Source organism: Lactococcus sp. S47 (assembly GCF_016517475.1).
GTDB classification, from domain to species: domain Bacteria; phylum Bacillota; class Bacilli; order Lactobacillales; family Streptococcaceae; genus Lactococcus; species Lactococcus lactis.
In genome coordinates, this window is the sequence record NZ_JACVUB010000006.1 from 37,936 (window position 1) to 51,268 (window position 13,333).

Here is a 13,333-nt window from a genome sequence, read left to right on the forward strand (position 1 = left end):
CTATCATTATTTCATTTTTATCACTGATTATTCTAATCCAAATGATCACCATTTGAAGCAAAAACATTTTTAAACCAATGAAATGATTTTTTTGGAATACGTTTATGACTTTTTGGATCCACATAAACAGCACCGTAACGTTTATCAATAGCACCAGATGAAGCAGGAATATCAATCAATCCCCAACCAAGATAACCCATAACTTCTACCCCGTCAGTAAATATTGCCTTTTTCATGGCTTCAAGATGTTTCTGATGATAAGAAATTCTCAAGTCATCAGCAATTTTTGTTTTCCCATCCCAGATTTCTGACTGACCAATGCCATTTTCAATAGGAAAAACAGGCAATCCAAATTCATTATATAATCTACTTAGAATTCTTCTAAAGCCTTCTGGGTCAATGGACCAATCCCATTGATTATGTTCAAGCAACGGATTTAATTTCATTCCTTTAGTCAAATAAGAATTTGGTGCATCATTTTCTGTCAGCTGACTTGCATCAAGTAAAATTGAGCGATAATAAGAAAAAGAAATAAAGTCAGAAATTCCATTTTTTAAAATTTCTTCATCTCCTTTTTGAAAATCCATTTGGATGTTCTGATTTTTAACATAGGTCATAACCTCATGCGAATAATGACCAAAAGCATAAACATCACAGAGATTTCGATTATAAAATTCATCAAATTTTCTAAGATATAGATTATCTTTTGGTGAAAAAGTTGCGGGATATATTTCCGTAGTCGCCAACATTCCTCCTATTTTTGCTTCAAAATTTTCATGCAAAAATTGGGTCAATTCACAATGAGCAAGCATGGTGTGATGAAAAACAGTATACATATCAGAGAGTGTCAGCTCTTTTTTCAAAACTCCCGAATAATGCTCAAAACCGTCAGCAAAATAAAGATTATGCTCATTAAAAACAATCCAATATTTGACTTTGTCAGCAAATCTTTTCATCATTTCTTGCCCAAATCTTACAAATGCTTCTTTCACTTTTCGGCTCAAAAAACCATTGTACTTTTCAGCCAGATTTAATGGCATATCGAAATGATAGAGACATATCATAGGCTCAATTCCACGAGCAAGCAAATCATCAATCAGACGATTATAAAAGGCAATTCCTTCCTCATTAAATTCACCATCGCCGTCAGGAACAATTCGTGACCAAGAAATTTGGAAACGATACATATTCATATTCATTTCTTTCATAAGATCTAGATCTTGGGAATAATGATGATAATTATCATTTGTTACTTGCCAATCTTTGGCAGAACGTCCAGCGGTATTCACATCATAGACAGAGGGCCCTTTTCCTCCTTCATTCCAGCCGCCTTCGGTTTGCATTGACGAAGTTGAATTCCCCCAGAAAAAATCTTTTGGCATTTTATTTTCCATTTTGTCCCCTTTTATCTTTAATTTTATAAAAAGAAATCCCGAAGAAAAAGTTTCTCCGGAGTTTCTAATCTCCTTATTCAATTACTAAGCAATAACTTCTTCAACTTCAGCATTTGCTTCTTGTTCTAACAACATTTTGTCATATTTTTTAGCAAATGGAAGATAAATCAAAATTGATTCTAAAAGCGCAATAACTTGCAGCACTGCATATTGCCAGCCTCCGATTAAAAAGCCAGAAATAATTGGTGGAGTGGTCCAAGGCGCAGCAACACCATTCATTGGCGGAACAATGTGAAAATAAATCGCTCCGTAAACCGTAGCCGAAACGACTACTGGAACAAGAAAGAATGGCAGAGCAAGAACTGGATTTAAAACAAGTGGCAATCCAAATAAGAAAGGTTCATTGATATTAAATAAACCTGGGACTAACTCTACTTTACCAATTGACTTCATCTGTTCTGAACGAGCAAAGAAAATCGTAAAGATAATTAATCCAAAAGTAATTCCTGACCCCGAAAGATTAATAAAGTTATTATAGAATTCATTGGTCACAATATGAGCACCATTAGCTAAACTCAATTTGTGAGATTGATAAAGGGATGCATTGGCAAAGGTATTTGGAATCAGAAAGGCAGAGGTAATTGCTCCCATAATAATTCCACCATGAACCCCAAAGAACCAGAAGAATGGAACTAAGAGTGAGATAATAATAATTCCACCAAATGAGCCGCCTAAACCTTGTAGAGGGACAGATAACCAATGATAAATAAAGGTTACTGCATCGGTATGACCAATTTTATCAAATAAAGCATAGACAACCGTAGCAGCGACGACAATTACTCCTGTTGGAATCATTGAAGTGAATTGATTAGCAACATTTGATGGGACTTGTTCAGGAAGTGTAATCTTCCAGCCTGCTTTCATCATTGCTGAATAAGCCCAGCCTGATAGAATACCAATAATAATGGCCGCAATCATTCCTTGACCACCGTTCCAAGTTAAATTGAGCACTCCTGTCACTGGATTATTTAGAAAGACTTGCATGGCATGAGGAAGCTTTTCAAAAGCAGCCGTTGCTTGTGTTCCTGTGAGATTTCCAATGCCTGAGGCTTCTTTCCCAGTAGCTAGTGCCGCTGTGATTGGATTTGCAATACTTAGAGATTGAACAATGAAAAATGCAGAGAGAGAAGTTAATCCTCCTTGTAAAGCAACATCACCAAATCCAGCTTCTTTGACATAAGAATAGCCAATACCGACTGCTGCCCAAATCGCTAAAATACCGAATGATACGTTAAATGCTTGGGTAAAAATTGCTGACCAGCCGTTGTCTGATAACCATTTTGCCACAGGTGGAATTGGAATATTCGCCAGAATTAAGAAAATTGACCCAACAATGATAAATGGCATGGCAAAAAGCATTCCATTTTTCAAAGCAGTCATCGCTCGTGTATTCACGAATTTCATAATTGGCGGTAAGACTTTATTATTTATGAAGCCGTTCATAAATAAACCTCCTTTAAGATGTGAGCCCGACGGTTCTGAAATGAGGAAAATTGTCTTTTGTGCTGGCGTTTTGCCCCCCAACAAGTGCTTTAACACTTAGCTGGAATGCTCAACGTACTTTATCTATCTACGCAGCAAGCTGCTACACAATCCATTCGCTCTAAGCGACTATCTTTGCTGATTTCATCAGCTACGCTGTCCGTTTTCTCTACTTGCTAAAGCAAGTGATAAAAAGGCAAAGTTGCAAGGCGAATCGCATTTTCACTTATTTCAAGAAGGTCGAACTCAATTTGTTAAGACAGTTCAGATACTTTGAAGACTATACTCTTTTAATTAAACCGCTTACAATACAATAATACCCCTTACAATTTTTTTTGCAAGGGGCTTTTCTATCTTTGTTACCTGTTACAGGATTAGTTACATTTATCAGCTTTTTCCATTGCCTGATGAGCTAGTATTTCAATAAAAGCAATGACTGGGAGCTGAGAAGTCAAATTTTCAAGTGGGTCATAGGCGGAATATTCCGTTTGGAATCCATAAGTTAAATTTATATTTGAAAGTTTGGATAAGGTCGTTTCTGGATGATTTGTAATTGAAATAATCTTTGCTGGCGCTTCCTCTCTTAGTTTGACAACTCGTTCAATAATCTTATCTGTTTCACCCGAAGCGGATAAGACAATGCTTAAAACGTCTGGTGCACCTTTGCCCTTAACGGCTTGATAAGGATCAGAAATGGCATAAGATTCTAAGCCAATATTTGTAAAATAGCGGGCACCATATTCAGCTAAAGCTCCTGAAGAACCTACTCCAATAAAAATAATATATCGAGCTTCTCGAATTAATTTGACAGCTTCTTCTAATTTTCTTCCCGCTTCCTTAGAGGTTATTTTTCGTAAAAATAGATCGAGTTGTAATAAATTTTCATAGTAATTAACTGGAATTTCTGTCAGTTGATTTTGGTTTTTAAGATAATATTTTAGTTCTACCCAGCCCTCAAAACCAAGTTTTCTGGTCATGCGCATAACTGTTGCTGTGGAAACATGGACAGCTTGTGCAAGCTGTCTGACTGACATTTTATCAATACTTGATAAATTAGATAAGATAAAATTAAATGTCGCAGTTTCTAGTTCATTGAGCGTTCGAACTTGTTCGGGCAAGAAATCAATCATTTTTACTGACCCAACCTTTCTTATGTTGTTGATTATTTATTTGTTATCCTGAGCGAACTCATCAGTAGCGATTTTTATTTAATAAATAAATTACTGACAGAATTTTGAGGGTCAACTCTAAACTCTTCTGTGACTTCCAAAATAAAATAAGCCAGTCGACAAATTGTCAACCAGCTTATTTTACTTTTTATTCTTTAGCTCTCATTTTTTTACTGACAGCTAATTATTATAAGATTTAACTGATAAATGTTCAGATTGTCATCTTTATTTTACAACAATATTAACTAATTTATTTGGAACAGCAATTACTTTGACCACGTTTTTACCTTCAAGAGCCTCAGCAACTGATTCACGACCAATTTTTTCAAGTTCTTCACGCGCTAAATCTTTAGCAATTTTAATTTTTGCTTTTAATTTACCATTAATTTGAACAACAATTTCAACTTCTGATTCAATTAATTTGCTTTCGTCAAATGTTGGCCAAGCAACATAAGAAATTCCAGCTTCATTACCTAATTTTACCCAAAGTTCTTCAGCAATATGTGGTGCAAATGGCGCCAAAAGTTGGACAAAGCCATTAGCGTATTCTAACGGTAAAGCTTTTGCTTTATTAACTGCATTAACAAAAATCATTAATTGGGAAATTGCAGTGTTAAAGTACATCAAGTCCAAACGCTCAGTAACATTTTTCACTGTTTCATTGTAAACTTTGTCCAATTCTCCATTATTTTCAGCTTTAATCTCTGAATTTTCAATCATTCGAACAGCTCGGTCTAGGAATTTACGAGCCCCTTCAAGGCCTTCTTCTGACCATGGAATACTTGCATCAAGTGGACCCATGAACATTTCATAAACACGTAAAGTATCAGCTCCATAATGTTCAACAACATCATCAGGATTAACAACATTTTTAAGAGATTTAGACATTTTAGCTGGAGCTTGTTCAAGGGCTTCACCTGTTTCCATATGGTAAAAGCCACCATCACGTTTTTCAACCTTATCAGTTGCAACCAAGGCCCCACGATGATCACGATAAGAGGTTCCGAGAATCATTCCTTGGTTAAAGAGTTTTTGGAAAGGTTCTTTAGTTGGAACAACTCCTAAATCATAAAGCACTTTATGCCAGAAACGAGCGTAAAGTAAGTGAAGAACAGCATGTTCAGCCCCTCCCACATAGATATCAACTGGCAACCATTCTTTGAGAAGTTCTGGGTCTGCCAAAGCTTCGCTATTATTTGGGTCAATATAGCGAAGGTAGTACCAACTTGAACCTGCCCATTGTGGCATTGTATTAGTTTCACGGCGACCTTTTAGGCCATCTGCGCGTGTGACTTCCAACCAATCTGTCAAGTTAGCCAAAGGAGACTCACCAGTTCCTGACGGTTTGATATCAGAGGTTACTGGTAAAACAAGAGGAAGTTCATCTTCTGAGAGCGCTGTTGATGTGCCATCTTCCCAATGAATAATTGGAATTGGTTCACCCCAATAACGTTGACGACTAAAGAGCCAGTCACGCAAGCGGTAAGTGATTTTCTTTTTCCCAATTTTCTTTTCTTCTAAAAATTCAATGGCTTTTTCAATCGCTTGTGCTTTGTCAAGTCCATTCAAAAATTCTGAATTAATATGAGGGCCATCTTCTGTATAAACAGCTTCTTCTACATTTCCACCTTCAACAACAGGCAAAATTTCAAGTCCATAGACCTTAGCAAATTCCCAGTCACGTTCGTCGTGAGCAGGAACTGCCATAACAGCACCATGTCCATAAGAAGCAAGAACATAATCTGCAACCCAAATTGGCATTTTACGGCCATTAATTGGGTTAATCGCGTAAGCTCCGGTAAATGCTCCAGTTTTTTCTTTAGAAAGGTCTGTACGGGCTAAATCAGATTTCAAGCTCGCTTTGCGACGGTATTCAGCAACAGCTTCTTTTTGCTCAGGTGTCGTAATAGCATCAACTAAATCATGTTCAGGTGCAAGCACAGCATAAGTTGCCCCAAAAAGGGTATCAGGACGAGTCGTAAAGACTTCAAATGATTTGTCGGTTCCTGCAACTTCAAAAGTCACATCTGCTCCTACTGATTTCCCTATCCAATTCCGTTGCATTTCTTTGATTGATTCAGGCCAATCGACTTCTTCAAGGTCTTCAAGTAAACGTTCCGCATAAGCTGTAATTTTAAGCATCCATTGGCGCATTGGTTTACGAACAACAGGATAACCCCCGCGTTCAGAAGTTCCGTCTGGAAGCACTTCTTCATTAGCAATAGCCGTTCCGAGTTCTTCAACCCAGTTAACAGCTACTTCTGCTTCATAAGCTAACCCTTTTTCATAAAGTTTAGTAAAAATCCACTGTGTCCATTTATAAAAATTAGGGTCAGTTGTATTAACTTCACGTTCCCAGTCATAACTAAAACCTAAGCTATTGATTTGACGTTTAAAGTTAGCAATATTTTCAGCTGTAAATTCTGCTGGGTCATTTCCTGTATCCATTGCATATTGTTCAGCAGGTAAACCAAAGGCATCCCAGCCCATTGGATGAAGAACATTGAACCCTTGAGCGCGTTTGTAACGGCTCAAAATATCAGTTGCAGTATAACCTTCTGGGTGTCCAACGTGAAGTCCTGCACCAGATGGATAAGGGAACATATCTAGAGCATAAAATTTTGGTTTATTTTTATCTGTTCCTGTACGGAAAGTTTTGTTATCCGCCCAGTATTTTTGCCATTTGGCTTCTATTTCTTGATGATTGTATTCCATATTAAAGATTTGAGTTCAATTTTATTAAACTCAGTTCCTTTCTCATAATATTGCTAATATAAATTGTCTTTTATAATAAATTATAAGCGAGAGTTAGGTCACTTCCCGAAAGTTGTAAGCCATATTTTTGCTCATATTTTTTGATTTTATTAATCAGCGTATTTCGATGAACATAAAGTATTTTTGCTGCTTTCGTTTGATTGCTACTTGCTTTATACATTGCTTCAACTAGTTTTTGGTCTTCAGGATTTTCTAATAATTCTTTACGGATTTCTTGTAAAATTCTATTTTCTGATAGATTTAGACTTTCTGATAAAATGTATTCACTAAAAGTTTGCTGACTTTCAAAAATTTTGTATTCTTCAGAGTATGCTTCAGAGAGTTTATTTTTCTCGACAAAACGGCCAACATAAGCCGTCACCTCTTCACCCATATCTTGCGAAAGGGTTTGAAAAATATCAAAAAGTTCTGAGTTTGTGGGACTATCAGTTGAAAATGCTTCTATCACAATTTTTTCTTCCCCAATGCTTTTTACAAAATCAGGTAAAAGTAGCTTTAAAGTATTTTCCAATTCTTCAAAATTATTTCCTGAAAATTGTAAAATACGATAGCGGCCATTAGGAAGTTTATCAGTCTTCAATTTTCTGTCAGTAAAAATCAATTCTGTCAGTAACTTTTCTCGCTCTGTCAGTTGACTGGGGTCAACTTTCTCGTAAAGTTTTCTAATTTTTTCTAGTTCCATTTTTTAAAAAAGCGACCTCTGGTCGCTTGAAGTCTTATCCTAAATCCACTTTGAATTCCAACAATTACTAGTTTAGATTTGTTCTGAAGGAAGATGTAATTCAAAGAGTGGTGACAATGGACGGCGTTCGTGAATACGAATAATCGCATCAGCAAGCAAGTGAGCAATTGAAAGTTGAACAATTTTTTCACTTTGACGTTCTTCTGGCATTTCAATAGTATCCAAAACAACGAGTTTAGTAATCGCTGAATTATTAATTCTCTCGATAGCTGGTCCTGAAAGTACGGCATGAGTACATGAAGCGTAGACTTCTGTTGCACCAAGTTCTTTAAGGGCATTGGCCGCTAAAGTAATTGTTCCAGCCGTATCAATCATGTCATCAATCAAGATACATTTTTTCCCTTGAACATCACCGATGATATTCATAATTTCTGCCACATTGGCACGAGGACGACGTTTATCAATGATAGCAAGTGGTGCTTTCAAGAAGTTTGCTAACTTGCGCGCACGTCCTACTCCACCATGGTCAGGCGAAACGACAACGATATCATCACCAGCAGAAACCAATTGACGACGGAAATATTCAGCAATCAATGGTGAACCCATAAGGTGGTCAACTGGAATGTTGAAGAATCCTTGAATTTGTGGTGCGTGAAGGTCGAAAGTAATTAAACGGTCGGCACCAGCAATTTGAAGCATGTTTGCTACGAGTTTTGATGTGATTGGTTCACGAGCACGAGCTTTACGGTCTTGACGAGCATAACCATAGTAAGGTAAGACAATGTTAATTGATGCAGCAGAGGCACGACGCAATGCATCCATCATAATCAAGAGTTCCATCAAGTTATCATTGACAGGGTCACTTGTTGATTGAAGGATAAACACATGATCACCACGAACTGATTCGTCAATATGAACGACAGTTTCGCCATCCGAATGTGCACCAACACTTACTTTTCCAAGCTCAATTCCAATTTCTTTAGCCACTTTTTGGGCTAATTCGTGGTTAGAAGAGAGCGAAAACAACTTCAAATTTGAATACGACATGAAGAGCCTTTCTTTAATTCCTACAGAACATAGCAGTTCTATTTTATGTAATTCTATTTTACATTAAATTCTCAATTTTTTCAAACGCTCATCGGCTTTATTTTAATGGAACCGTTGACAAGTTAAAAAGCATTGCCCAAACTGAACAAAACTTTTTTACTTCTTATTTTATATTTTATAAAAGCTCTTTGAAAAGCCCTCTGACGAAAAATTCTTCATCAAAATCTTGTAAATCATTAAGCTTTTCACCTAAACCAATCAATTTAACTGGAAGTTTAAGACTTTGAACGATTGACAAGACAATCCCACCTTTTGCCGAACCGTCAAGTTTAGTCAGAGCAATTCCTGTAATTGGAGTAACTGCTGAAAATTCTTTGGCTTGTTGAATGGCATTTTGGCCTGTTGTTGCATCAAGTGCCAAAATCGTTTCATGCGGAGCATCTGGAATTTCTCGTTTAATCACTTTACCAATTTTTTCCAGCTCTTTCATCAAATTATCTTTATTTTGCAAACGTCCTGCAGTATCCACAAGTAAAATATCATAATTTTCAGCTTTAGCTTTTGCGAGAGCGTCAAAAACGACTGCCGCTGGATCTGAACCAGCTGGTTTTGTGACTACTTCAACGCCTGAACGATTTCCCCATTCAACTAATTGGTCAATAGCACCTGCCCGGAAAGTATCCGCAGCTGCTAAGAGTACTTTTTTGCCTTCATTTTTATAACGAGCAGCTAATTTACCAATGGTCGTTGTTTTACCAACACCATTTACCCCAACAAAAAGGAAAACACTTAATCCATCCGTTTGGATATCCAATTTTGTCGGTAATTTTTCACCGTCAAACTTATCAACAATTTTTTCAATAATCAATTGACGCAAGTCATCTGTTGATTTAGCATTAACTAATTTTGCTTCCTTGCGCAATTCTTCAGTCACTTCCATTGCCAAATCCACACCGACATCTGACATAATTAAAGTTTCTTCAAGTTCTTCAAAGAATTCTTCATCAACTGTCCGGAAGTTAGCAAAAAGTTCATTAAAGCCGTCAGAAAAAGTCTTACGAGTTAAAGTTAATGACTGTTCATATTTTTTCTCAGTTTCCTCACGTGATTGAGTGAAAATATTAGCCAGAGCATCAATATCAATGACAATCTCTTCTTCCTCATCTTCGTCAGTAACTTTTTTCTCAGTCACTTCTGTAGTTTCAGAGATTACTTTTTCGTCAGTAATTTTTTCTAATTTTTCATCATTTTCTGGTTTAACAATTTTTTCGTCAGTAACTTCTACTTCAACCTTTTCAGAAATAATAGGTTCATTTTCACTGACAGGTTCATCCGTAATTTCTGGCTCAACATCGATCATTTTACTGACAGACTCGTCAGTAACTTTTTCTACTTTTACTGGCTTTTCAGTTACCTCAGGCCGTTTAGCAGTTTCATTTTCTTTTTCATTCTTGACTGCTTCAGTGATTTCACTAGATTGATTTTCACTGACAGGCACATCATGATTAGTTTCCTCTTGTTTCTTCTTTCCGAAGAGTCGGTCAAAAAGTCCCATTTTTTCTCCTTTTGATGATAAAGTTCATTCATATAATGAAAGATTTTAATTTAATTTTTTTCTTAAAAATGCAAGCCCTAAAATAAGGACACCAACGGCTGAAAAATCGATTACCTTTGAAAGCAAAACGAAAGCCGTGGTCTCTACAAAAAAGGCTAATAAAATGACTGACAAAGCATGAAAAATAAAAACCAAGCCCATAAAAAGAGTCATTATTAACATTTTTCTGTGATTTTCACCCTCGCTAGCAAGCTCTAAAAGCGGTCGATTTAGAAGGACTGACAGTAAAAAAATCGTTCCAATAGCAGCCGTTAAAATCGGGCGCCAGAGCTTGAAAGCAAGATTATTTCCATGCGTCAGATAAACAGCTAAGAGTGAAATTAAAAAACCAATAATTGCCACTAAAGAAACAGGATTTAACTCTTTTTTTCTAATTAAAGACCAGAGCATATGAACAACTGGAAAGGCTGTTGCAATTCCTAAAGCTAAAGTGTCTGAATTCCCAAGCATTTTTAAAAACAAATAGGCAATAACTGGTAAAATAATCGCAAAAATTAAACTCGGCAAATACTTTTTTAGTTGAACTTCATCTTTCATTATTAGTCCTTAGAGTACATATTTTTCAATAATATGAGCAACAGCGTGTTGGTCATTAGTTAAATCAGAAATAATTCTTGCTTCTTCTTTAACTGCTGGGACAGCATTTGCCATAGCAACACCATATCCTGCCCAAGAAATCATTGATAAATCGTTTGCTTCATCTCCCATGGCCATTACATTTTCTGGTTTTAAGTTTAACTGATTAATCAATTGTGTCAAACCATAAGCTTTATTAATTCCTTTTGGCATAAACTCTAAAAGCTTCGCTTGAGTTTTAAAAATCTCAAATTGGTCAAAATAAGATTCAGGAATTTTATCAAGACTAGCGTCCAACAATTCTTTTTCTGTACAAGAAACAATCTTATTATAAACCACATCAAGTGGAACTTGATCAAAATCAACTTTGATAAAAGTTAAAAGCTTATTTAAAGTGTCATATTGCGAGTCAATTTTACTTTTCGTCATATAAACTTTTTCTTCACTCAAAACATCGCAAGGAATGCCAAGATTTGAAGTCAATTCTTTAATTTCTAAAATTTCATCATGTGAAAAACTTTTTTTAGATAAGATTTGACCCGTATTTCTTTGGACCAGACCACCATTAAAGGTAATTGAAAAATCTTCAAAATCAAGCATTTCTAACGTTTTGAGAAAGGGTTGAATTGCAATCAAAGGACGCCCCGTTGTTAAAACAACATGGACCCCTTTTTGTCTTGCTGCATTAATAGCCAGACGATTTTCTTTTGAAATTTCTTTTGAAGAGTTGAGTAAGGTCCCATCCAAATCTAGGGCAATGAGTTTAATTTCTTTATTCATTGTTTAATTATAGCACACTGTATCAGTCAGGTTCAATAATGCTCACTAAAGTCAGATTGAGAATTAAACATTTACTAATATTTTTAGATTATTCATAAAAATGTTTGACAAATCTAAATCTTTTGATTACACTTAGAATAATTAAAAAAACGAGGTCCAATAAATGACTTATTTACAAGCTTCTCTTAACTTGTTGTTGAAGGAGGGCTCACACTAGCTAATTTAAGCTAAATGTGTGAGTCCTCTTTGACGTTTGTCATTAACGAGGACGAAGAGACGTCCTCAGGACGTCTTTTTTAATGTTTTATTATCAATTTATTAGTCAATAAAAGAGAGACGTCTCTGCTTATTGATTTAGAAAGCTAGGAATTATCGTTGGAAACTAATCAATCCTTAAAGAAAAAAATGGCCGCACGCCATATTACTATGATTGCTCTTGGTGGAGCAATTGGTGCTGGTCTTTTCAAAGGAAGCTCATCAGCCATTGCTGCCGCTGGTCCCTCTGTCTTAATCGCTTATTTTATCGGAGGAATCGTTCTTTATTTTGTAATGAAGAGTTTAGAAAAGCTTGTTCTAAGTTCAAAAGATCCACACGGCTTGTCCGGACTTGTTCAGCCTTATCTGGGTAATCATACGGCTGATTTTACGGACTGGGTTTATTGGTCAATGTGGATGATTAATATCATTGCTGAGGCTGTTGCTGCTGCAAGTTTTTTGCAACTCTGGTTTGCTAATGTTCCCACTTGGGTTTTTGTCTTGATTATTGCCCTTTTAACTTCCCTTATTAACTTATTCTCAGTTGCTCTCTTTGCTGAGACAGAATACTGGTTGGCATTTATTAAAATTAGTGTTGTTATTTTGTTGATTATTTTTGGTGTTTTTCTTGTGGCAAAACAAATTTTTGATACTAATCTAGTGACTACTTTCTCTGGAATGACCGCTCATGGTGGCTTTGCTCCTCATGGCTTTAAAGGGGTCATTAATTCTTTACTAATTGTTATCTATTCATATGGTGGTTCTGAATTAATTGCTATTACAGTTAGTGAAACAGAAGATCCTAAAAGAGCCATTCCTAAAGCCATCCGCGGTGTAATCGGTCGAATTATTTCATTTTATATTATTCCGATGTTCTTACTTCTTGTAATTTATAATTGGCAAACGTTGGCTACTTCTTCAATGAGCCCTTTTGTGATGGTCTTTAATAAAATGCATATTCCTTTTGCTGGCGATATTGTCAACTTGATTATCATTCTTGCCCTCTTCTCATCAATTAATTCTGGAATCTATGCTTCATCTCGCCTTTTGTATTTCCGTTTAAAAAATCGTCAAGGTAAAATGGCTCAAAGAATGGCTCATTTAAATAAACATCACGTTCCTCAAAGAGCAGTCATTTTCTGTTCAGGTACACTTTATATCGGTGTTGTTCTTTCTTATTTTGTCGGTGATCGTTTGTTTAATTACTTGGCTGGTTCCCTTTCTTACACTGTTTTAGCCGTTTGGATTTTAATTAGTCTCGCTGGTTTTGGTCTCTCTCTTAAAACAAAATCATTATCCGGTAGAACGATGAGTCTCTTAGCACTGATTGCTCTCTTTCTCATTCTGATTGGTATTTTATTTACTAATCCAATTGGTGTGACTGTCTTCACAGCAATTCTTTATTTCATCATCTTTATCAGTTATCGAAAAAAGAATGATTCTGTCAGTAATTTAAACTAATAAAAAAGACTTGATAATTAATCAAGTCTTTTTGTTT

Annotated in this window: 10 protein-coding genes; 1 reads left to right on the forward strand and 9 read right to left on the reverse strand. The window is 36.0% G+C overall.

The annotated features are described in order from the left end of the window. Positions 1-32: 32 nt before the first annotated feature. The 9 genes from IAE52_RS07365 to IAE52_RS07405 form a co-directional block, all read right to left on the reverse strand. A complete protein-coding gene (locus tag IAE52_RS07365; RefSeq protein WP_012897484.1) occupies positions 33-1,394 on the reverse strand; it encodes a glycoside hydrolase family 1 protein in 1,362 nt (453 codons plus the stop codon). A gap of 84 nt (positions 1,395-1,478) precedes the next feature. After that, on the reverse strand, positions 1,479-2,897 hold the full coding sequence (locus IAE52_RS07370; protein ID WP_010905577.1) for a PTS sugar transporter subunit IIC: 1,419 nt from the start codon (positions 2,895-2,897) through the stop codon (positions 1,479-1,481). Between the two features lie 413 nt (positions 2,898-3,310). Further along, positions 3,311-4,066 (reverse strand): MurR/RpiR family transcriptional regulator, encoded by a 756-nt coding sequence (locus tag IAE52_RS07375; RefSeq protein ID WP_003132572.1) that lies wholly within the window; start codon positions 4,064-4,066, stop codon positions 3,311-3,313. Between the two features lie 264 nt (positions 4,067-4,330). Further along, on the reverse strand, positions 4,331-6,820 hold the full coding sequence (leuS, locus tag IAE52_RS07380) for a leucine--tRNA ligase (protein WP_003132571.1): 2,490 nt from the start codon (positions 6,818-6,820) through the stop codon (positions 4,331-4,333). 70 nt (positions 6,821-6,890) lie between these two features. Further along, positions 6,891-7,562 carry a helix-turn-helix domain-containing protein gene (locus IAE52_RS07385; protein WP_033900317.1) on the reverse strand — a complete coding sequence of 224 codons (672 nt, stop codon included), beginning with the start codon at positions 7,560-7,562 and terminating at the stop codon, positions 6,891-6,893. A gap of 72 nt (positions 7,563-7,634) precedes the next feature. Continuing rightward, the gene (locus IAE52_RS07390; RefSeq protein ID WP_011835531.1) at positions 7,635-8,609 is read right to left on the reverse strand and encodes a ribose-phosphate diphosphokinase; all 975 of its coding nucleotides are present in this window, start codon (positions 8,607-8,609) and stop codon (positions 7,635-7,637) included. A gap of 175 nt (positions 8,610-8,784) precedes the next feature. Then, entirely contained in the window at positions 8,785-10,164 is a 1,380-nt protein-coding gene (gene ftsY, locus IAE52_RS07395; protein WP_033900321.1) for a signal recognition particle-docking protein FtsY, read from the reverse strand. A gap of 45 nt (positions 10,165-10,209) precedes the next feature. Further along, the gene (locus tag IAE52_RS07400; RefSeq protein WP_200136744.1) at positions 10,210-10,761 is read right to left on the reverse strand and encodes a hypothetical protein; all 552 of its coding nucleotides are present in this window, start codon (positions 10,759-10,761) and stop codon (positions 10,210-10,212) included. 9 nt (positions 10,762-10,770) lie between these two features. Then, positions 10,771-11,580: a Cof-type HAD-IIB family hydrolase gene (locus IAE52_RS07405; RefSeq protein ID WP_011835534.1), complete on the reverse strand. Its 810-nt coding sequence runs from the start codon at positions 11,578-11,580 to the stop codon at positions 10,771-10,773. Positions 11,581-11,955: 375 nt separating this feature from the next. On the opposite strand from IAE52_RS07405, the gene IAE52_RS07410 reads away from it, so the two are divergent. After that, positions 11,956-13,296, forward strand: coding sequence for an amino acid permease (locus IAE52_RS07410; RefSeq protein ID WP_003132560.1), 1,341 nt, complete (start codon positions 11,956-11,958; stop codon positions 13,294-13,296). Positions 13,297-13,333: the final 37 nt, after the last annotated feature.